A 22,599-nucleotide genomic window follows, 5' to 3' on the forward strand; every position below is an offset into this window, starting at 1 on the left:
AGTTCATCAACTTTTACAATACTAATAACCACAAACCCTTTTCCCAAAAATAAACGCATCAAATTGTTAAAATCATCCGCGCACATCTGCGTTTATCTGCGTGCATCTGCGGTTAAAAAATCCAAATTCATCAATTTTTAAAATACTAATAAGCACAAACCAAATGATTGACTTCCGTAACACAAACACCGTCTGGGCTTCCATCTTAGTAGAGACACTTCACCGGCTCGGATTAACCACAGCCATCATTTGCCCCGGTTCGCGCTCAACGCCTCTCGCAATTGCCTTCGCGCAACATCAACAAATCGAAGCCATTCCCGTTCTTGATGAACGATCAGCCGGCTTCTTTGCTTTAGGAATCGCTAAAAAATTAGGATTGCCAGTCGTGCTTGTTTGCACATCTGGGACTGCCGGCGCTAATTTTTACCCCGCTGTTATCGAAGCCAAAGAAAGCCGATTACCCTTATTAATTTTAACCGCAGATCGGCCTGCTCAATTGCGAGATTGTCATTCAGGACAGACAATTGATCAGGTAAAACTATACGGTCATTATCCGAACTGGCAAGCAGAGTTAGCCACTCCTTCCTTAGAATTAGGAATGCTGAATTACTTGCGACAAACAGTGATTCAGGCTTGGGAAAGAGCGATTTTTCCGGCTGCCGGCGCGGTTCATCTAAATCTTCCCTTTCGCGATCCGCTTGCGCCAATTTTACAACCCGAAGCTGAAGCATTAAAATCTCAATTCCAGCCTGAAATCTTCTTTGCTAACTTTCCCTCATTACCAAGCATTCAAAATTATCCACTCAGCATTCAGCATTCAGCACTCAGCACTTTCAAACAGTGGCAGGAATGCGACAGAGGGATTATTATTGCCGGCACCGCACAACCCCAGCAGCCGAAAGAATATTGTGAGGCAATCGCGCAGCTTTCTAAGTTCTTAAAATGGCCGGTTCTTGCTGAGGGACTATCACCTTTGAGAAATTATGCTGCAATTAATCCTTATTTGATTTCAACTTATGATTTAATTTTGAGAAACCGGCAGCTAGCAGAACAATTGCAGCCGGCAATGGTGATTCAGATCGGTGAGTTACCCACCAGTAAAGAATTGCGGACTTGGTTAGAAACGATTCAACCCTGCCGGTGGGTGATAGATTCTAGTCACCACAACCTTGATCCGTTGCACGGTAGAACCATTCACCTACATACATCTGTAGAAAATGTTGCCGCTATTCTCCCTGTCACCCATGAAAATGTTGAGTCTTTACAGGAAGGCGAATATCTTAAACTTTGGTGTGATACTGAAGTTAAAGTTAGAGCAACTGTTGATAAAGAGATAGGGGAAATAGAAGATTTAATCGAACCGAAAGCGGCTTGGTTACTGTCTCAAGTTTTGCCGCCGGCAACGCCTTTGTTCATTGCCAACAGTATGCCGGTGCGGGATATTGAATTTCTCTGGAAACCTAATAATTCGGGAATTCAGCCTTATTTCAATCGCGGTGCTAATGGTATTGATGGCACATTGTCCACTGCGTTGGGTATGGCACATCGCAATCAAAGCAGTGTGATGCTAACTGGTGATTTGGCTTTATTGCATGATACGAATGGTTTTTTGTTAAATAATCATTTTGTTGGGCATTTGACAATTATTTTAATTAATAATAATGGAGGTGGCATTTTTGAAATGTTGCCGATTTCTAAGTTTGATCCTCCTTTTGAATCGTTTTTTGCAACTCCGCAAAATATTGATTTTTCTCGAATTTGCTGTACCTATAATGTAGAGTACGAATTAATTGTGTCGTGGTTACAGTTACAGGAACGATTAAGGTTTTTACCCGAAAAAGGGGTTCGATTGTTAGAAGTTAGGACAAGTCGAAAGGCTGATGCGAAGTGGCGGCAGGATCATTTAGGTCAATTTTCAGCTTTTGTTTGAGGCGGTAGGTTTTGGGGATTTTTTTTAACCGCAGATGAACGCAGATGAACGCAGATGAATACAGATGGGTTAAGGGTTGGTGTCACAGATCCTTTGAATGCAGATGGGTTAAGGGTTGGTGTGATAGGAGATTTTTATTTTGTTTTAACCTGCAAGGATTGTTTTTAATTTAAAGCATCTACATTCTATTTTAAATAGGTTTTATAGAAGGTAGTTTTTAATTGAAACCTTGAATTTAAAATGCAAAGTGGTTTCAGGCTTGCTCCAATTATGATAATTACGTTAAATTTGATTAAGATTTAAGGGAGATGTTGCTTTCCTTCGTTTATGCCTAACCCCGCATAACTCAGGATACGCGGGCCATTAGGCAAAAATTTGCTTAATTATCGACCGCAGCACCCAATCTTCGGGAAATACCTGTTTTGAACTCATATCTAGAGGCCACCATCTATGAAATCTTCTTGGAGAATCATCTTATTGTGGGCGTTGCCGGCTTTAGTGATTGGTTTCTTCCTGTGGCAAGGGGTTTTTGCCTCTACGGCCATCGATACGGGTAGAAACGCGGCTAACACCCGTATGACTTACGGACGCTTTTTAGAATACTTGGATGCAGATCGTGTAACTAAAGTGGATCTGTACGATGGTGGCCGCACGGCGATCGTCGATGCGATCGATCCGGATTTGGACAACCGAACTCAACATTTGCGGGTCGATCTACCGGCTAATGCGCCACAATTAATCGCCCGACTCAGAGAAAGCGATATCGACTTTGACACCCACCCGATTCGCAACGATGGCGCAGTTTGGGGACTTTTGGGTAATTTAGTCTTTCCCATTCTGTTAATGGCCGGCCTATTTTTCCTCTTCCGCCGCTCAAATAATGTCCCCGGTGGGCCAGGACAGGCGATGAATTTTGGCAAATCACGGGCGCGGTTCCAGATGGAAGCGAAAACCGGCGTGATGTTCGATGATGTGGCCGGCATTGAAGAAGCCAAAGAAGAACTCCAAGAAGTTGTGACCTTTTTGAAGAAGCCAGAACGCTTCACAGCCGTTGGCGCAAAGATTCCTAAAGGTGTGCTGTTAATTGGGCCTCCCGGAACCGGCAAAACCATGCTAGCCAAGGCAATTGCTGGGGAAGCCGGTGTGCCGTTCTTCAGCATCTCCGGTTCAGAATTTGTGGAAATGTTCGTTGGCGTGGGTGCTTCCCGCGTCCGCGACTTGTTTAAAAAAGCGAAAGAAAACGCCCCTTGTATCATCTTTATTGATGAAATTGACGCAGTAGGCCGGCAACGGGGTGCAGGAATTGGGGGTGGCAACGATGAACGCGAACAAACCCTCAACCAGTTGCTCACAGAAATGGACGGGTTTGAAGGCAACACCGGCATTATTATTATTGCCGCAACGAACCGTCCTGACGTGCTCGATTCTGCCTTACTACGTCCAGGCCGGTTTGACCGGCAGGTATCGGTAGACACCCCGGATATTAAAGGCCGGTTGGAAATTCTCAACGTTCACGCCCGCAACAAGAAACTCGCAACCGAAGTTTCCCTCGATGCGATCGCTCGTCGGACTCCTGGTTTCACCGGCGCTGACTTGGCAAACTTGCTTAACGAAGCTGCTATCTTGACCGCACGCCGGCGCAAAGAAGCGATTACCATGTTGGAAATTGATGATGCCGTAGACCGGGTGGTTGCCGGTATGGAAGGCACTCCCTTGGTAGACAGCAAGAGCAAACGGTTGATTGCTTATCATGAAATCGGTCATGCGATCATCGGCACAGTGCTTAAAGATCATGATCCGGTTCAAAAAGTTACTTTGGTTCCTCGCGGTCAAGCCCGTGGTTTAACCTGGTTTATGCCCGGAGAAGACCAAAGTTTAGTATCTCGTTCTCAGCTAAAAGCCCGGATCACCGGCGCTTTGGGCGGACGTGCTGCGGAAGAAGTGATTTTTGGCGATTCTGAAATAACGACAGGTGCCGGTAACGACTTGCAACAAGTGACCGGCATGGCGCGTCAAATGGTGACTCGCTTCGGGATGTCGGAACTAGGACCCTTGGCTTTAGAAAGTCAACAAAGCGAAGTTTTCTTAGGCCGCGACTTTACAGCCCGTTCAGAATATTCTGAAGAAATTGCCTCCCGCATTGATGTTCAAGTCCGCTCGATTGTAGATAAATGCTACCAAGATGCGAAGCGGATTATGCGGGAAAACCGAGTTGTCATTGACCGGCTTGTAGAGTTGTTAGTTGAAAAAGAAACCATTGAAGGCGAAGAATTCCGGCAAATTGTTGCTGAGTACACAGAGGTTCCTGAAAAAGAACAGTATGTGCCGCAACTCTAGAGTGCTGAGAGTTCTCTAAAACTCTGTGATGGGGGTGGTGCCGGTGCATCATCCCCATTTTTATATAAAGCCGGTTGCTAAACTCCCTAATTGCTAATAAACCTCTCAAAAAAACCAAAAATCAAGCGCATCAAAGCCGTAACCCTATCTGCGTTAATCTGCGTCCATCTGCGGTTAAAAAAATCAAGCGCATCAAAGCCGTAACCCTATCTGCGTTAATCTGCGTCCATCTGCGGTTAAAAAAAACAAAAATCAAGCGCATTAAACCCTTAATCCAGTTAAAACCCCCTATAAAACCTAAAATATAAAATGGCACGAGGTGGCGCAGGATGAGAAAACGAATTTGGTTAGGACTATTGATGATTTTGGCCGTTGCAACCGTCACCGGCTGGAATTGGTATTCTCAGCAGATGCAATCAGCGCCGCCGGCAGAGGTGACAGCAGCCGGGGAAAGCCGATCATGGGGGCAGAATGGTAATGACACAATCGCAAATATCACCAGCAAAGCCGCTGCAGAGTCACCAGTTAACGCGCCGGCTGTCCCTGAAGAACAGTTGCTCTCACATATTAAAGCGTTAGATTTTGAACGTTATACACAGTATGACCGGCAGCGCGTTAGAGACTATATTTCCCAATCTCTCACAGCATGGGGATGGACGCCCCAGTTACAAGAATTTGACGCAGGGATAAATTTGTGGGCGCAACGTGCGGGAACGGATAAAGATGCCGGTGCAATTTTGGTGGCAGCGCATTACGACACGGTTCCCGGTTCTCCCGGCGCAGATGATAATGCAACGGGTGTGGCGACGGTGTTAGAAGTTGCCCGGTTGTTGGGTGCTCGCAAAACCCCACGCGCCTTATGGGTAGCATTTTTTGATGAGGAAGAGTTGGGGTTGCGGGGAAGTCTTGCTTTTAATGCCGGCAACTTGCCCTTAATAGACTTACGCGGCGTGATTGTGATGGATATGATTGGTTTTGCCTGTCATACATCTGGATGCCAGCAGTACCCCAAGGGGCTGCCGATCGCACCACCGGGCGATAAGGGAGATTTTCTGGCGGTGGTAGGCGATACGGAACACTTGCCGCTACTCAAAACTTTTGAGAAAAGTGCAAATCCTCATGTGCCCCCAGTTGTAACGCTGCCGGTGCCGCTTAAAGGGATGATGATACCAGACGTGCTGCGGAGTGATCATGCGCCTTTTTGGTATAGCGGTATTGGTGCAGTATTGGTGACGGATACGGCAAATTTGCGAACCCCTCACTATCACCAAGCCAGTGATCAGTTGGCTACGTTGGATCGGGATTTCTTCACCGGCAGTGCTCAGCTAGTGGTGAATGCAACAACTGGACTGTTAGAAAGTACAGAAAGTTTGGCAAGTGCGCCGGCTGCCGGTTCTTCAAATTAGCTAGGGTGTGGGATACACGCAGCCTAGGCTGGATTAGGATTTCTTTTTAGCTTAGCGCCGGCGATTTAACCTCTGCCAACATGGAATAATTATGAACATAAATAAAAGGACAAAGAAGAGCCATACTGTCAAGCTGTAGATTACGGAGATACGCAGTGGTAGCCATTTGTCAGTAATACCGGGTTTGGAGAGAAAATCACTGCCTGGTAGTTCACGAGCCATTTCAATACTTTTTTGGCTTGGAGGGGTTGTAAATTGACTGGAAATACCGGCAACCATTGAGCCGGCAGCAAAGGCAACCCCATAAATTCCGACGACCTCTTGAAAGCTGCGATCACGGGTTGATCGCTCAACTTCAACTTCAGTGCGAATCAAGTTAACTGCCGTTTCTAGAAGTTTTAATCCTGCTGTGAGATTTTCAGAATCTTTTTGCACTTGTCCGAGGTATTTCTCTTGAGCAGAACGGCAAAATTTTTCCAACAATTTTAAGTCCGCCGGCATCTTTTCTGTTTCTAGCTTTTCCTGCATCTTCACAAGCCGGCTTCCATAGTTCTGCAAGTTAACTTCAATCGTGCTTGCTTGATAATTCAGGTAAGTTAAGTTAATTCCATATCTCGAAAAAAGATCCTGTGCTTCTTCTAAGTTTTTCTGAATTTTCTCTAGAGAATATTTATAAAAATGACTCTTACTATGAAATTGCTGGACGTATTTCTGGATTTCGATAAAATCATTTTTAAGGGTGTGTTTTAGCAACCGGCTTTGATTGTAAGCGTACATAATTTTATGCCGATAGCAGAACAAGTGCATCCAATCTTCAATAAAATCAGCCGATTTATCTAAAGATGCTCTATCAGGATAGAGAATAATAATCACATGATGATTGTCTTTTATGCAGCTTTCTGACAAAATATTTGTAGAAGCGCCTTCTGAAATATTCAAACGATAACGCCACAGTTCAAAAATAGCTCCTCCAAGAAAATCACCCGTTCCTTGTAGGTTGCTTTTCCAATCAGCACCGGGTATTAAGGCTTGATAACATTTTTGGGCAACATCTTCAATAGGTTGAGCCGGGTAAAACTTTTCATCTGCCGGCAATTCACTGAAAATCATCCAAGTTTGACCGAGCGTTGCAACTTCTTTCTTTAGCTGCTCATCAATGGTGTCTTTAAGAATTTCTAGGCATTCAACTGGATAGCGGAACGTTTCATATTTTAGCGAACAGTCGAGTAATAGCCCGTAAGTGTCACTGAGACGCACGGGATAGTAATATCCCTCAAAGTCCGGGAGTGGGGTATCCTGAAGAATATCTTCAGTTTTATTTTCTCCTAAAAGTTCGACATATTCAGCTTCAAATTGGCTGTCATTCTCAAGAATTGAATAAGTAATGGTTGTCGGCAGTTTTTTAGCGAAATGTTTTTTATTCGCTGCAATTTCCTTACCCGGATCTTGTCCCAACCCATCTCGCAAGTCATAAGTGTATAAATCGAGCGTTGGATAAATGAGATAGGTCATAAGGGAGTTGAAATATTATATTAATGTAATTTCTCTAGGAACTGGCTAATTCGTTCTAAAAAGCTTAATTTATTAGCCGATTCCGGGTTTTTCAAAATATAAGGAACGAGATCGTTGAGCCGTTCATTATTTTGAGAGTTACCTCTTCCTGTGGGCTTTGGGCCTCGCTGTTCGCGCTTTTCATCGGCAGGTAATTCTTGTTTCAGTTCTTCTTTGGTTGGCAGAAGTTCGGGTGGGATGTCTCCCAAGGCATCGAGCTGATTTTTGGCTGTTTGATACAGGTATTTTAAGCTTGCGTTCGCCTCAATTGCCGGCATCAATTCTTGCACAATCGACTCCCATCGTTTCGGGTGCCTAGCCCATTTTTGACCGGCTTTCTTCAAGGCTTCTTCTTCTTCGGGACTGAGGGGAAGTTCTAAGTTTTGTAACGCTAGCATCAGGGCTAGCTGGGTGTTAAGAGCCGGTGTCACCATAAAACCAGTTGCGTGATTTATACTACGTTTATACTTCAATTCTAGCAGTTGCCAAGTTATGAGCCGACACGCTTTGGTGGTGGGAATTAATCAATATACCTATTTAGGAAACCTCGAAAAACCGGAAAACGATGCGGAAGCAATCGCTCAAAAGCTAACCCTGTATGGTCATTTTGACACCATTATACGACTGCCAGAAAAGAATGGGAAGATCGATCCAGACAGGGAAGTGAAGGCAAATGAACTGAGAGACGCGATCCAAAATTTGTTCAAACCGGCATCGGGAACCCCACCAGAGACAGCATTGCTATTTTTCGCCGGCCACGGTTTGCTAAACCCCAGCTACAGCCATCCATATGGCTTTTTAGCAGCGAGTGATAGTGACGGTGATTCAGCCTGGGGTGTCGAGCTTGCATGGTTGCAGGACATATTACAAGACCCTCTTGCTGCGCGGCAGCAGATTGTCTGGCTAGATTGCTGCCATAGTGGGTGCTTGACTGATCAGAAAACGGTTCTAAAACTCAATGAAAAAGCTCTGAAAAAAGCCGATCCGGGTAATTTGGATAAAGGGCGTTCTCGGTGCTTCCTTGCAGCTTGCCTGTCTGACCAAAATGCCTTTGGAGAAGTGAGGGGCAATCACGGTGTTTTCACCGGCACATTACTCCGCGAACTAGATCGGCTGCGAGAAACTGAAGGACAGGTAACAAATTATACCCTCACCGCTGCGATTCAAAGCTTGAAAGGGCAATCGCAGCAGCCTCTTTCCTTGAATGAGGATGAGATTTTGATCATTCCTCCGACGATCCAGCGTCCTTCTGGTCAGAGAGTTTTAGCCGTATGTCCTTACAAAGGGTTGGAATATTTTACGCAGAAAGATGCCAAATATTTTTATGGACGGGAAAATCTGACGACTCAATTACTTGAAGCTGTTTATACCAGTAGTTTTCTTTCAATTTCAGGAGTCTCTGGCAGTGGTAAATCCTCCGTTGTTAGAGCCGGCCTACTGCATCGGCTCAAAACTGGGGAGTCAGGCTATCCGAATACTGATAAATGGCACATTTATGAGCCGTTTACACCGGGTAAAAATCCGATTCAAAATTTAGAAACCCTAGTCGGAACAAAAGCTGAACAATTAAAGAATTTAATTTTGGCAAGTCCAGCGCCGCGAGTGCTGCTGGTGGTCGATCAATTTGAGGAATTGTTGACTCAATGTGAAGATGTTGCTCAACAGCAGCAGTTTATCAATTGTCTGCTCGATGCAGTCGAACAAACCGGCAATAAACTTCGGTTGGTTTTGGTTATGCGCTATGACTTTTCAGGGAAGTGGGCTGAGGTTTCTTCGCGCTTCGCCGCCAAAAATGCTGAGAATCAAATCTTTGTCAAGGAAATGACGACTCAGGAATTAGCAGAGGCGATTCAGAAGCCGGCAGATCGAGTGAATTTGGGAATCGAATCTGGCTTAGTCACCCAAATCATCAAGGATGTGCAGAACTTGCAGGGAAATTTACCCCTGTTGGAGTATGCCCTCACAGAATTGTGGCAACACTGGAAACAGCAGGAGACTTTAAATTTATTGCGGCGCACAACCTATGACAGCCTAGGAGGTGTAGCGGGGGCGCTGGAAAAACGAGCCAATCATTTTTTTGAAACCCAGCTTTCTGAACCCGAACGGGAAGTTGCCAAGCGGATGTTTTTGCAGCTAACGCATATCGCTGCTGAGAGTGCTTTCGACACCCGCCGGCAAGTACCTAAAACAGAATTAATTGCCTTGGACTCGCTAGCAGAGCCGGTACTGGAAAAGTTGGAAAAGGAAAAGTTAGTGATTCCCCTGGAAAATGGGGGAGTGCAGTTTATTCACGAGACGCTAATTCGCAATTGGTCGGTGTTGCGCGATTGGGTGGAGAAAAACCGAGAAGCATCGATTAAAATTCGACCGATTGAGGAAGCAGCGAAAGAGTGGGAAGCGAGAGGGAAGCCGGCAGATTTGTTGCTGCGGGGTGTAAAGTTGGCGGAGGCGGAAAGTTTTCTGCAAACATACGCGGATACCGTGCCTTTGTTGAATCTGGCTTCAGCGTTTATCCAAGCAAGTCAAGCAGAACGCGATCGCCTTGCCAAAGAAGCAGAAGAAAGCCGGCGGCGAGAATTGAGAAGGGCGAGGAGAACGACGGCAGGGGCGATGGCGGCTTTATTCGTGGTGAGTGGCGTTGCGTTTTTTGCCAATATTCAACGGCAGGAAGCGGTCAAGCAAGCCACGATTGCCACCCTGCGGGAAAAAGCTGCCCGTTCGGATAAACTGCGGTCTGTGCAGCCGGTGGAATCGCTGGTGCTGGCAATTCAGGCAACGGGTGATAGTCAAGCGAAATTGCAGCACGTACTCTCACCCGTTCAGTCGAGTTTGCTGGCAGGGATTCAAATCCCCGCCGAACAAAATCGCTTCCAAGGGCATCAGATTGCGGTCACTTCAGTCGCCTTTAGCCCGGATGGAGAATCCATCGTCTCCGGCAGTCAAGACGAAACAGTGCGATTGTGGAACCGCAAAGGTGAAGCGATTGGCACTCCCTTTGTCGGGCATCAGAGTAGGGTCGCTTCAGTCGCCTTTAGCCCGGATGGAGAATTTATCGTCTCTGGCAGTGACGACGAAACAGTGCGATTGTGGAACCGCAAAGGCCAAGCGATTGGTACTTCCTTTGTCGGGCATCGGGGTGGGGTCACTTCAGTCGCCTTTAGCCCAGATGGAGAATACATCGTCTCCGGCAGTCAAGACAAAACAGTGCGATTGTGGAACCGCAAAGGCCAAGCGATTGGCACCCCCTTTATTGGGCATCAGGATTCGGTCACTTCAGTCGCCTTTAGCCCGGATGGAGAATTTATCGTCTCTGGCAGTTCTGACAACACAGTGCGATTGTGGAACCGCAAAGGCCAAGCAATTGGCACCCCCTTTGTCGGGCATCAATTTGAGGTCTTTTCCGTCGCCTTTAGCCCGGATGGAGAATCCATCGTCTCCGGCAGTTTGGACAAAACAGTGAGGTTGTGGAACCGCAAAGGTGAACCCATTGGCACTCCCTTTGTCGGGCATCAGAGTCTGGTTACTTCAGTCGCCTTTAGCCCGGATGGAGAATACATCGTCTCCGGCAGTTTTGACAACACAGTGCGATTGTGGAACCGCAAAGGCCAAGCAATTGGCACTCCCTTTGTCGGGCATCAGAATCCGGTCACTTCAGTCGCCTTTAGCCCGGATGGAGAATCCATCGTCTCCGGCAGTTTGGACGAAACAGTGCGATTGTGGAACCGCAAAGGCCAAGCGATTGGTACTTCCTTTGTCGGGCATCAGAATCCGGTCACTTCAGTCGCCTTTAGCCCAGATGGAGAATACATCGTCTCCGGCAGTCAAGACAAAACAGTGCGATTGTGGAACCGCAAAGGCCAAGCGATTGGCACCCCCTTTATTGGGCATCAGGATTCGGTCACTTCAGTCGCCTTTAGCCCGGATGGAGAATACATCGTCTCCGGCAGTTCTGACAACACAGTGCGATTGTGGAACCGCAAAGGCCAAGCAATTGGCACCCCCTTTGTCGGGCATCAGAGTCCGGTCAATTCAGTCGCCTTTAGCCCGGATGGAGAATACATCGTCTCTGGCAGTGAAGACAAAACAGTGAGGTTGTGGAACCGCAAAGGCGAAACAATTGGCACCCCCTTTGTTGGGCATCAGAGTCCGGTTCGGTCAGTCGCCTTTAGCCCGGATGGAGAATTTATCGTCTCCGGCAATTGGGACAAAACAGTGAGGTTGTGGAACCGCAAAGGTGAACCCATTGGCACTCCCTTTGTCGGGCATCAGAGTGAGGTCGCTTCAGTCGCCTTTAGCCCGGATGGAGAATACATCGTCTCCGGCAGTTCTGACAACACAGTGCGATTGTGGAACCGCAAAGGTGAAGCGATTGGCACTCCCTTTGTCGGGCATCAGAATCCGGTCAATTCAGTCGCCTTTAGCCCGGATGGAGAATACATCGTCTCCGGCAGTTTGGACGACACAGTGCGGTTGTGGAACCGCAAAGGCGAAGCAATTGGCACCCCCTTTGTCGGGCATGTGGAGTCGGTCTTTTCCGTCGCCTTTAGCCCGGATGGAGAATCCATCGTCTCCGGCAGTCAGTACGGCACAATGCGGTTGTGGCCAGTTGGCTGGCAAGCTTTGCTGCCAATAGCGTGCAACCGGCTGCGCGATCACCCTGTTTTGCAAAACCCTGAAACAGAGGAAGCGAAGGGAGCAAAAGCAACTTGTGAAAAATACGTTTGGTCTAAAGAAGATCAAAATAAAAATACCACTTCTGCACCCGATTGATTTGCCACTCCCCAGGAAATTGAAACCGCAAAACGTCCCTACTTGGGTCTAAAAATGCTGACGCTGACACCGGCACGTCAACAAGAGATTAACCAAGATTCAAAGAGTGGCATTCGCATCACAACCGGCCAAGGTGTTTTAATTTCCAGTGTTGGTGCTGATTCGCCGACAGCTTTAGCAGGACTGCGGGCCGGAGATATCATTTTGAAGATAAATAATCAGCCTCTTCTGAAACAAGAAACCCTGCTAAAGATCATTCAAAATAGCTTTGTTGGTAGCACATTGCAAATCGAATTAAATCGCAACGGTCAAATGCTGAATCTTGCGGTGCGAGTTGGAAGGCTGCCGGATTTCTCTAAGCCGTAATCCTGCAAAAATCATCAATCGCGTATCAAAACAGGATTTGGTATCAGTCCTCTGAAGATGACTTTCGCTATTAGCCTAGGATTTGAATCCCAGGCGGGTCATCGGTTAAGCGCTCAGCCCGCGAGGGACTTAAGTCCCTCGCTAATAGCAAAAGTCAGTTAAAACTGACTAATACAACATTTGATTTTGCGATACTGTTTTTGTTAATTGCAAATCTCTGATTCATCCGGAGAATTGGGTTAAAATGTCTACGACTCAAGGCGTAATCATTGAGGGAGCCTCTATACAAGTCCACTGGTTTCACAACCGGCAGTCCCATCAAAGCGTAGAGTTTAAATTCAAACGTCAATATCCAAAAACGACGTATAAAAATCAGTGAGGTTAATCTATTATGATGAAGATTCGCTGCATTACAAATAGCGGGGCAGCCTTACCTGAAATTTACCTTGACTCAAGAGTGAATCGAAGCAAAGAAACCGTCTTTCGCTTAACAGTTGGTAAAGAATATGTGGTTTATGCACTCCATGAAGCCGGTGGCGCTGTCTGGTACTATATCTGCGATGATCATTATATGTATTATCCCCAGGAACACGCCGCGCCTTTGTTTGAGATTGTTGACAACCGGCTTTCTCACTATTGGCGGTTTCACCTTTGGTCTAATGGGCTGCTAGAAGTTGCTTTTAAATAGTGATTTGCTGACCGTTATTTTTACGACAAACTAAGCGATCAAAATGGATAGCGAAGCGTGTATAAAGCCCAGAAAATCGGCATCCGATGAAGAAGAAACCCCACTCGGACTTTAAACAGGGATGCACGGCTGAACACAGATTTGTAATGTTTTGTATATCCGTAAATTCTATTTTGGGCCTGGGGTGCGGTCGCGTTTTGGTTCTCGCCGGCAACTGGTAGAGTTTAGGGTGCCGGCTTGTTGTAGTCAAGCTTTAAAATGAAGTATAGGATGTGTGAATTGCTTGAGCTTGAATATTATTCAAAGGTTTAGGTCAGGAACTCTACATTATATTGAGTAGATAAATTATAGATAAGTGAGAAATGGTGTATAGAGAAATGCCGGCAATCGGTGGGAAAATCGATTAATAACAGCTGGGACTTTCTCGCGCGTTAGGGGAAGTCAGCGAGAGTGAAGGAGATGCCGGTACTTGCCTCATAAAAGTAGAGGATTTATATCACCACTTTGCAAAGCATCTGCAATTAAACTGGATCTATGGGGAAGCAACACCGGCCCTACCGGCGATGGCCATGCCGGCAGTCCGATCAGTGTCCTTTCTAGCTGAACAGTCGCCTCTCCTAGAATGTGTCAGGCGAGGATATATCAAAGGCGTCCAAACAAAACGGAAACGTCTTGCCCAACTTGATGAAAGCTCTCAGTTGTTTCTCAATAAATAGAGTTTATTAGTAAAGGAATTTAACCTTCAAAAAAATCGCCAATTTCTTCAAAGAAGGTGGGGTAATTTCACATCTACAAGCGCACTATAATTCGAGACAGGAGCCATTATTCAATGTTATCTAGTCACAACCATGAAATTATTTTAGTCATTGATGATAGTCCGACTAATCTAGAAATCTTACAGAGCACTTTGGAGTCGGCAGGGTATAAAGTTATGGTAGAAATGGATGGTTTAACGGGACTTGAACAAGCCAAAAGCTATCCGCCTGATTTGATTTTGCTGGATGTAATGATGCCTGGAATGGATGGCTTTGAAACTTGCCGGCAGTTGCAAGCTGACCCCTTGACAAAAAACATTCCGGTGATTTTCATGACAGGGCTAGCCGATCCAGGTGACAAAGTGAAGGGATTGCAGTTAGGTGCGGTGGACTATATTATAAAACCGTTTCGCAAAGAAGAAGCACTGGCACGGATTCAAACTCACTTAAAAATTCGCCGCTTAAGCTTAGAACTTGAACAACAGAAACACCAACTGGAGGAATTAGTTCAAAAACGCACGGCTGAATTAACTGAGACGTTAAACGAATTAAAAAGAACACAGTTGCAGTTAATTCAAAATGAAAAGCTCTCTACAATCGGTCAATTAGTTGCCGGCATCGCTCATGAAATTAATAACCCTGTTGGGTGTATCACCGGCAATCTAGATCAAGCTAGGGTTGCTGTTGAGGATGCACTTGATTATATTCGTCTTTTTCAAGCTAAGTTCCCTAACCCAGGCCCAGAAATTGAACAAAAAGCTGAAGAGATTGATTTAGAATATGTTTTAGAAGATTTACCTAAAATGTTTTTATCTATGAAAGCTGGAATCCAGCGAATTTGTGATATTAGCACCTCATTAAGAACGTTTTCACGGGCTGATGTAGATTTCAAAATCTCAGTGAATATCCATGAAGGACTTGACAGTACCTTAATGATTTTGCAGCATCGCTTGAAGGCTCAAGCGCAGCATCCGGCGATTCAAATTATAAAAAATTATGGGGAACTTCCTAAAATTGAGTGTTATTTAGGGCAACTCAATCAGGTATTTATGAATATTTTAGCAAATGCGATTGACGCATTGGAAGAAGCAAGTCGAGGACGTAGCTATGAAGCGCTAAAAACGAATCCCAATGTGATCGCCGTTACAACTGAAATGAAGGATGAACAGCAGATTGTAATCCGGATTGCAGATAATGGAATGGGGATGACGGAAGAGGTTAAGCAACGCATCTTTGACCCTCTATTCACGACTAAACCCGTGGGAAAAGGAACGGGTTTGGGATTGGCAATCGTTCATCAAATTATTGTGCAAAAGCACGGAGGAACCATCGACGTAAATTCTGAACAGGGAAAAGGTACGGAGTTTATTATGAAAATTCCCATTGCCTAAGATAGCCTTTTAATTCTTCTTTAAAGCTGGCAAGTCATAGTGCCGGCTAAAACCTAGAGGAACGCAACTAGACAAACTCAAAGAAAAAAGGATAATAAGCCGGCTTTTGTTTCAATACACTTAATTTCAAAAAATATCCGTGTCCAATTCTACCAAACTCTTAAGTAATCTGACTTAACCGGCACTTGACACAAGCAAGCCGGTGGCGGAAACTGCCAAGATTTCTCGATTGAACTCAGATTAAAATTACTTGTATCTGATTTTCACCGGCTACTTGCTAGTACGATGTATTTCCCATATTTTCTAGAATCCTTTTACCGTATATCTTCTAGCCCCCCAGATTAAGGCGCTAGGGGAAGTTTTCCCCTAAATTCGCCTCATTTTGAGCTATCTGATAATTATGGACTGTCAACTAAAAAGGAACTCATCAGTAGGGTTGCGAAATTAAAACCAATATTGTTTTCCCCCTTGCCCCTACCTAAAGGTTGACGCAGCCTTGCCTCTAGCTAACGGTTGGCGCAGCCTTACCCCCGCTTAAACCACAAGCCAATGCAGCCGGCACAACTAAATGCACAAAAATCACTTATGCTTGTATTTAAATGGTAATATTGTATGCATTAAGCAGAAGTTTGCATGAAAAGAATAGAACTGTTAGATTCACTGTTTCAATTTAACCAACCCTTAAGCGAAATTTTATCGCTTTTAAGCGCCTTTGGCCGGGTGAGCAAAAGCGAATTACTCATCCTGAAGCGTCAACATATTGCAGGGGTTTTAAAGCGATATGTATCCGATAAACTTTCAGCGACAGAAGTGGAAGATTGGGCCAATGCGATAGAAAGCCGTGAGGATATCGGTTACGATCCAAGCTGTGAGGATCTACTAGGCGAAATCATTTATGAGCTGGCTAACCCAGGGTTAACGAACTCACTTTCAAAAGCGATGGCTAAAAATTGGATTGAGCAACTCTCTCAGACATCGGTCGCCTCAAAGTAAGCTGATAAACATTAAATTTGCACCCTTGTCATGAGGGAACCGTAGGGGCGAAAGAGCGTGTGCGCCCGCAGCAAGGGAGATGGAGAGAAGAATAAAAAACTTTTGTGGATCACATAAATGGCAAGTTAAATGCTCATTTCCTGAGGCACACTTTCAGATTTATTTCGGAAAAGTGTAATTTCATCGGGTTAGAAATGGCAGTTTTAATTTAAGTCCAAGCTCTAAAAAAAGTATTCTCTTGCCATGCAATTGCAGTACGTTGTTCAATGGCTGTCATTTCTGCCTCACTTAATGGCTTAAACGCTTGCGCCACTTTCACATTAGATTCCAATTGTTCAACAGTCTCAGCGGCTATCACGCAACAATGTACGCCGGCAACCGAGAGGCTATACCCCATCGCTTGCTGCATCCCATCTAAGACATTATTTTTAAATAACCGTCCGTAAGCCGGCACTTTCATAGCAATGACGCCAACATTTTTCTCACGCGCCACCGGCATCACTGTGGGTATAAATGGACGCGGGTGATGTGTATCGGCTGCATTGACGCAAATTAGGGTGGTGTCAAAGGGATACCGGCGCAACCCTTCAGCAATGATATCGGGTTCGTGGTGGCCGCTGATGCCGGCAAAGCGAATTAATTTTTGTGCTTTTGCTTCTTCGACTGCTTTAATTGCGCCGGTTTTGCTGAAAATTTGCTCAATTTCTCCCGGTAAGGAGACGTGATGCAATTGCCAAGCATCTAAATGATCGGTTTTTAAACGCTTCAGCGATCGCTCTAAATGTCGCCACGCGCCATCCCGATCTCGTGCATGAGTTTTGCTTGCCAGATAGATTTTATCTCGATATGCCGGCAGCACTTTTCCTAAATAATCTTCACTTGGGCCGTACTCTGCTGCTGTGTCAAAATAGCGAATACCGAGTTCAAGTGCGCGTTCAAGAATTGCGACTGCTGCTGCCTCTTGTCCTTCTTTAGAAAGCGGTGTTTGGCCGGCACATCCTAAGCCAAAAATGGGGAGGCTAATGCCGGTTTTGCCTAACACTCTTTCTGGCATGGATGCGGGTGTCATAGCAATGCTTGAGGGTGCAGATGTGCTGGTTTGGTTCCGCGCTAATGCACTGCATCCTACAACTGTGCCGGCTGCTGCAACACTTGTGACTAAGAATTTGCGTCGCGTTGTTTTGCGTTTCATGCTCACTTGCTCAGCAAAAAAATGCTTTACTTGGCAGGTTAGCACGAAGGGTTTGATTTGGGCATCTATCTTTAGTTGTATGGGTTTTGGATTGGGATTTTTTTAACCGCAGATGCACGCAGATGCACGCAGATGTTGGCGATAGTTTGTCGTTTGGTATATGGGGATAAACGCGGATAAGGTTGAGAGTTTGAGGGAAGTGATTGTGAGGATTAAGATTTTTGTCAGCGGTTAGCTGGTTAGTAGGTTAATTGGGATTAGTTATTTGTTCTGAAATTAGGGCGCATCCCGGCAATTTTTAGGCGGATGCGGTAAAGGCTTTTCCCTGCTGTGATATACAGTGTTTTGCCGTCGCTGTCTCCCCAGGCTAGGTTTGTAGTCGCTTCTGGGACTTCTATTGTGCCTAGGAGATTACCTGCCGGCGAGAATACCGAAACGCCTCCAGAGCCGGTGCTATAAATATTACCCTGAATATCTGTTTTCATTCCGTCTGGAACGCCTTTTTTATTCGGATCTTTCAGTTCTGCAAAGATGCGTCCATTTGTTAAGGTTCCATCGGAATTTACATCAAAAACTCGAATGTGACTTTCTTGGGAATCGTTGATATAAAGTTTGTTCTCGTTTGGGGAAAAGGTGATTCCGTTTGGACGCATGAAATCTTTAACGAGCAGGGTTAATTTACCATCTGGGGCAAGCCGATAAACTCCATAAAACCCTAATTCTTCTTGCTCTTTTTTGATGCCATAAGGGGGATCTGTAAAGTAAATGCTGCCATCTGATTTGACGGCCAGATCATTCGGGCTGTTCAACGATTTGCCTTCGTATTTATCAGCTAGAGTTACAATTTTTCCGTCTGTTTCAGTGCGTGAGACGCGACGGTTACTGTGTTCAGCCGTAATTAAACGTCCCTCCCGATCTAGGGTGTTGCCATTGGCTTTTCCAGAAGGCCGGCGAAAAACTTTTGCTTTTTGATTTTCTTGCCATTGATAGATAGTATCGCCGTTTATATCACTGAAGAGTAAAAAGCCTTCGGGATGCCAAACCGGCCCTTCGATAAATTCAAATCCTTCAGCGATTTTTTCTACTTGAGTTTTTTCATCTTTAATAGCTTCTAGACTCTTTTGATTCGGCTGACTTCCGGCTTGTGCGATGTTGACTGCAAAGTTTTTTTCCGCTTTTCCTGAATTAGGCAATTGTTCTGAGTTACTTAACACTTCCCCGGAACTTTCTGATTTGCAAGACGCTGTTGTCAACAGAGTAAACAACAGGCCAGAAAATATAATCTTGAAAAAAGGTAGTTGTTTGTAAAAAGTTTGATTCATGGCTTAATTTGTTAATTTATCCCAATTTCGTATCCAATCTAACTTGATTAATTTTTTCCTGCCAAACTTCGTTATCATCCAGCGTAAAAATTATGCGTTTGTAAGGTTCATCGTTTAATTCTAAAGTTAAATAATTTTTATCTTTGGTGACATACCAAAATTCTTTACCCTGTTTGGTGTAATAGGTGCCGGCTTTGATCACGCCTGGGAGAAACGTACCGGGGGCGCGGAGTTCTGCCCAATTACTCAGAGGTTCTTCATTAGTTACTTGTTCAATATGCTCAAGCGGTATCTCAAAGGTTTTATTAAGCGTAAACGCCCATAGCTGCTCATACCACTCTAGTTCGATGTATAATCGGTTGTTAACAATGCTTAAATTCATTGTCTGTTTCCTCAGTCCCAAGACGGAAATCTAGATTGCTTAAGCGCCTGATGCTTTTAGGCTAGCACAACCGGCCTCAACGTTTGCTGGCTAACTCAACAGGCAACTCATAAAAATGTTATTCATTTGCAAAATAGTTGGATGGTTCCATTTTCTGAAAACAGCAGCATTGCTAAGGTTTCCTGACGCTAATCTCAATTCGTAAGAACCGGATCGGATATCCCCACTGCCGGCAGAAAAAGAGCTTTGGCAAAATATAAATAGTACCCTTCCCCTCAAACTCATCTGTATACTCTCAACCAGGCAAAGCTCATGATTTTTTCTGATAATCTTAAACAACCCGATAAGCCGGCTACTACCGCCCCAATTACCCGCGCTTATAGTCAAGATGATGTTCAGCAAATTCTCCATTTAGCATTGACGCGCCAAGAACAAGGCGGCGAAATGTCTCGCGCACAGCTATTGGAAATTGCCCATGATTTAAATATCTCCTCAGAAAATCTCCAAGCGGCAGAAATTGAGTGGAATAACCGGCAGGGAGAGTTGCAAAGTCGGCAAGTATTTGATGCGTACCGGCACAGTAAATTGCAGCAAAATTTTGTCAAATTTTCAATCGTCAACTCTTTTTTCGTGCTATTGAATTTAGTCTCAAGTCACGAACTTTCGTGGTCGCTTTACATTGTACTGGCTTGGGGGCTGGGATTGGCGTTACAAGGTTGGAAAACTTATCAAACGGAAGGCGAAGAGTATGAGCAAGCCTTCCAGCGGTGGCGCGTCAAGAAACAATTGGGGCAGTCCTTTAATACGTTAATGACTAAATGGCTTAAGCCCAGCCTTTAGAAGTTGCCGGTGAAAAATTAAAATTTGTAGGTTGCCGGTTTTAAGGGACTTCTTGCAGATATTAATTTTTTAACCGCAGATAAACGCAAATAATTCCAAGAACTTTACGCCCATTTTAATTGGGCTAATTTCTGGGCGGGATAAACATACCAGCGATGCAACCTTTCTAATTCCTTATCCAGGGAGAGAGTCTGAGGAAATTCCGGGCAGGGATAGCCTAATTCTCGTAAGCCGGCAACCACTGTGCAAGGGGCAACCCACCATTGCTGACTTAGTTGCAGCAAGTTTATCGGCTTGTCTGGGAAGTTTTTTAGGTAATTTTGTAAATGTGCTTTTAACTCTGGCGCGGTAGGCATTTGTGGCACTTGATCGCACACATAAACCTGCTGCGGTTTTCCAATTGCTAACAACCACTGCAAATGACTCCCAGAAGGCGGCAGCGTCCATAATATAAAAGCATCACAAATATGCCGAGGACGATCATACTCAATTTCACAATTGGCTAAATCTGCCGGCATCTCTGGCTTACCGGCACCATAAATCAAAACTCTCCCGTGCAATTGCGACAATAATTGATTAAAATCGTCAGCTTTCACCCATTCGGGCACAATTTGAATTGCCGGCGCTTTCGGGTAAAGAAGGGTAAGTGTTGGTTTATTAGAATAGCTAGAATTAGGGGATTTAAGAATTTTTCTTACTCTCCCACTCTCTTCCCCACTATTATCGGGAAGTCGCACACCGGCTAACTCTAATTCAACAGTCGAGTTGCCATTCCAGTTATTTTCTTTTAATTGAAAAGCGACATCAACTCGCGTCGGCAAGGGAAAGTAATCTCCCCAGCGCCACGCAACTGCTTTAATTCGTGCCGGCGGCTGGCAAGTTAACGCATCGGCTTCTTGCACAAGGGTGACTTTAATATGTCCTTTGCCAATCGGTTTTTGCTCAACCACGCGCACATTTGGCGTCCAAAAAACAGGTTCTCGATTGTCAATACCGCAGGGTTGCAGGGCATCAATTTGCTGATAAAGGTCTAAATTAATTTGATGCAAATTAACAAGAGTATCGATTTGCACCAGTGGTTTCAGGTGTGCGGGATCTAGGCATTTGTGAGCAAATTTACTAAGACGTTCCCGCAGCGCTTCTACATTGCCGGCTGCCATCGAAAAGCCGCCGGCTGCCCGATGTCCGCCATATTTTCCTAATAAATCATCGCAAAACTGTAGCGCTTCAAATATATTAAATTCTGGAATACTTCGTGCTGAACCTCGGATGTGTTCTTCGCTTTCAAAAGTTCCGATAAACACCGGCACTCCGTAACGTTCCACTAACCGCGAGGCAACAATCCCAATCACGCCGTGATGCCAGTTTGGTTGCACAACCACTAAAACACGATCTTGCTGTAAATCTACATCGCTGTTTTCAATATATGCAATCGCTTCTTGTTCAATTTGGGCACAAAGTTGCTGCCGGCGCTCGTTAATTTGCTCGCACTGCATTGCTCTTTCAAGTGCTAACCCCATGTCATCTGTTGTGAGCAATTCAATCACAATTTGGGGATCGCCAATTCGTCCCACTGCATTAATTCTAGGGCCAAGACGAAACCCAATATCTTCAGGTTTTAAAGTTTTTGAATCTTTAATCGGTGCTTGAGAACTTTCTCCCCCCTTCCCCCTGGCAGAAACACCGGCAACTTGAATTAATGCCTGCACACCGGCTAATTTCGAGTTTGGTAATTGTCGCAATCCCAGTTTTACCCACCGCCGGTTGACGCCGGTTAAAGGTGCTAAATCAGCAATCGTGCCGAGTGTCATCAATTCTCGCAGGGGATGAATTAATCCGTGAGTTTTGTCAAGTTTTTGGGCAAGGGTAATCGCGAGAATATAAGCAACCCCAACACCGGCAACACCTCGATAGGGAGAATCTTCTCGAATCAGTTTAGGATTCAAAATTGCATTTGCCGGCGGCAATTTTTCGGGGATGTCGTGGTGATCGGTGATAATAATTTTTAAGCCAAGCTGACGCGCTCTATCTACAGGATCGTAAGCAGAAATGCCGTTATCTACGGTTAAAATGAGCTGGACGCCATCGCTGTGAAATTCTTCAACAATGCGCCGGTTGATGCCGTAACCTTCTTGCATCCGGCTGGGAATGGCGTAATCTACGCTCGCGCCTAACCACCGCAATGCTCTAATTAATAAGGCGGTGCTCGTCATGCCATCGGCGTCATAGTCACCGCAGATTGCGATTTTATGTTGGGATGCGATCGCTTCTTGCAACAACTCCACACTCATTGCTAAGTCGGGAAATTCATCGACTGGGGAGGGTAACAGCAAGGAGTCTGGGTTTAAATACGCTTGTGCTTGCGCCGGCGTCTCAATGCCTCGATCAATCAACACCTGTGCCAGTACCGAGGATAAGCCGGTTGCCGCTGCCAGTTGTGCCGCTAATTCTGGCTTTTGGGGGAAAATCTGCCACCGCTGATTGGGTAGCCGGTTATTCCGAGGAGGCTGATGGCTTAGTTCGTCTAACACAGCAGTTTTAATTCCAGTACATTTAGCCAATCATAGTGGCTAGTGGCGAGTTTGGGTTGCCGGTGCCGGCATCACCCCTAAGAAAGCGACTGTAACTCAGGCTGCCGGTGGAAACTCCAACCCTAAAACGAGAAAATCAACCTCG

Annotated in this window: 16 protein-coding genes; 10 read left to right on the plus strand and 6 right to left on the minus strand. The window is 45.4% G+C overall.

Annotated features, from left to right (window positions below):
* The first annotated feature begins 163 nt into the window (after window positions 1-163).
* The 3 genes from menD to H6F73_RS16900 all read left to right on the plus strand — a co-directional run bounded on the left by menD (window position 164) and on the right by H6F73_RS16900 (window position 5,673).
* Entirely contained in the window at window positions 164-1,930 is a 1,767-nt protein-coding gene (menD, locus tag H6F73_RS16890) for a 2-succinyl-5-enolpyruvyl-6-hydroxy-3-cyclohexene-1-carboxylic-acid synthase (RefSeq protein WP_190759935.1), read from the plus strand.
* 450 nt (window positions 1,931-2,380) lie between these two features.
* Entirely contained in the window at window positions 2,381-4,267 is a 1,887-nt protein-coding gene (gene ftsH2, locus H6F73_RS16895; protein ID WP_190759936.1) for an ATP-dependent zinc metalloprotease FtsH2, read from the plus strand.
* A 329-nt stretch (window positions 4,268-4,596) separates the two neighbouring features.
* Window positions 4,597-5,673, plus strand: coding sequence for a M28 family peptidase (locus H6F73_RS16900; protein WP_190759937.1), 1,077 nt, complete (start codon window positions 4,597-4,599; stop codon window positions 5,671-5,673).
* A 51-nt stretch (window positions 5,674-5,724) separates the two neighbouring features.
* Here the strand turns inward: H6F73_RS16900 and H6F73_RS16905 are convergent, their stop codons facing one another.
* A complete protein-coding gene (locus H6F73_RS16905; RefSeq protein ID WP_190759938.1) occupies window positions 5,725-7,185 on the minus strand; it encodes a hypothetical protein in 1,461 nt (486 codons plus the stop codon).
* Between the two features lie 20 nt (window positions 7,186-7,205).
* Complete coding sequence (locus H6F73_RS16910) at window positions 7,206-7,658, minus strand: hypothetical protein (protein ID WP_190759939.1); 453 nt, start codon at window positions 7,656-7,658, stop codon at window positions 7,206-7,208.
* Between the two features lie 58 nt (window positions 7,659-7,716).
* Between H6F73_RS16910 and H6F73_RS16915 the strand changes: the two genes are divergently transcribed.
* The 6 genes from H6F73_RS16915 to H6F73_RS16935 all read left to right on the plus strand — a co-directional run bounded on the left by H6F73_RS16915 (window position 7,717) and on the right by H6F73_RS16935 (window position 16,187).
* Complete coding sequence (locus tag H6F73_RS16915; RefSeq protein ID WP_190759940.1) at window positions 7,717-11,994, plus strand: caspase family protein; 4,278 nt, start codon at window positions 7,717-7,719, stop codon at window positions 11,992-11,994.
* Between the two features lie 54 nt (window positions 11,995-12,048).
* Window positions 12,049-12,360 carry a PDZ domain-containing protein gene (locus tag H6F73_RS16920; protein ID WP_190759941.1) on the plus strand — a complete coding sequence of 104 codons (312 nt, stop codon included), beginning with the start codon at window positions 12,049-12,051 and terminating at the stop codon, window positions 12,358-12,360.
* A 244-nt stretch (window positions 12,361-12,604) separates the two neighbouring features.
* Window positions 12,605-12,739: a hypothetical protein gene (locus H6F73_RS27055; RefSeq protein WP_277882621.1), complete on the plus strand. Its 135-nt coding sequence runs from the start codon at window positions 12,605-12,607 to the stop codon at window positions 12,737-12,739.
* A 12-nt stretch (window positions 12,740-12,751) separates the two neighbouring features.
* Entirely contained in the window at window positions 12,752-13,048 is a 297-nt protein-coding gene (locus H6F73_RS16925; protein WP_190759942.1) for a hypothetical protein, read from the plus strand.
* An 829-nt stretch (window positions 13,049-13,877) separates the two neighbouring features.
* A complete protein-coding gene (locus tag H6F73_RS16930) occupies window positions 13,878-15,194 on the plus strand; it encodes a response regulator (protein ID WP_190759943.1) in 1,317 nt (438 codons plus the stop codon).
* A 633-nt stretch (window positions 15,195-15,827) separates the two neighbouring features.
* Window positions 15,828-16,187, plus strand: coding sequence for a hypothetical protein (locus H6F73_RS16935; protein WP_190759944.1), 360 nt, complete (start codon window positions 15,828-15,830; stop codon window positions 16,185-16,187).
* Between the two features lie 208 nt (window positions 16,188-16,395).
* Here H6F73_RS16935 and H6F73_RS16940 read toward each other — a convergent pair whose 3' ends face one another.
* From H6F73_RS16940 to H6F73_RS16950, 3 genes are all read right to left on the minus strand, one after another.
* On the minus strand, window positions 16,396-17,379 hold the full coding sequence (locus H6F73_RS16940; protein WP_190759945.1) for an aldo/keto reductase: 984 nt from the start codon (window positions 17,377-17,379) through the stop codon (window positions 16,396-16,398).
* 257 nt (window positions 17,380-17,636) lie between these two features.
* Window positions 17,637-18,593: an SMP-30/gluconolactonase/LRE family protein gene (locus H6F73_RS16945; protein WP_347239557.1), complete on the minus strand. Its 957-nt coding sequence runs from the start codon at window positions 18,591-18,593 to the stop codon at window positions 17,637-17,639.
* A gap of 124 nt (window positions 18,594-18,717) precedes the next feature.
* Window positions 18,718-19,083 (minus strand): hypothetical protein, encoded by a 366-nt coding sequence (locus H6F73_RS16950; protein WP_190759947.1) that lies wholly within the window; start codon window positions 19,081-19,083, stop codon window positions 18,718-18,720.
* A gap of 312 nt (window positions 19,084-19,395) precedes the next feature.
* On the opposite strand from H6F73_RS16950, the gene H6F73_RS16955 reads away from it, so the two are divergent.
* A complete protein-coding gene (locus H6F73_RS16955) occupies window positions 19,396-19,923 on the plus strand; it encodes a 2TM domain-containing protein (protein WP_190759948.1) in 528 nt (175 codons plus the stop codon).
* Between the two features lie 104 nt (window positions 19,924-20,027).
* On the opposite strand, the gene recJ is transcribed toward H6F73_RS16955, so the two are convergent.
* Window positions 20,028-22,454, minus strand: coding sequence for a single-stranded-DNA-specific exonuclease RecJ (gene recJ, locus H6F73_RS16960; RefSeq protein WP_190759949.1), 2,427 nt, complete (start codon window positions 22,452-22,454; stop codon window positions 20,028-20,030).
* Window positions 22,455-22,599 lie beyond the last annotated feature (145 nt).

The sequence above is a fragment of the Microcoleus sp. FACHB-68 genome (genome assembly GCF_014695715.1).
In the GTDB taxonomy this organism is placed as follows: Bacteria; Cyanobacteriota; Cyanobacteriia; order Cyanobacteriales; family Oscillatoriaceae; genus FACHB-68.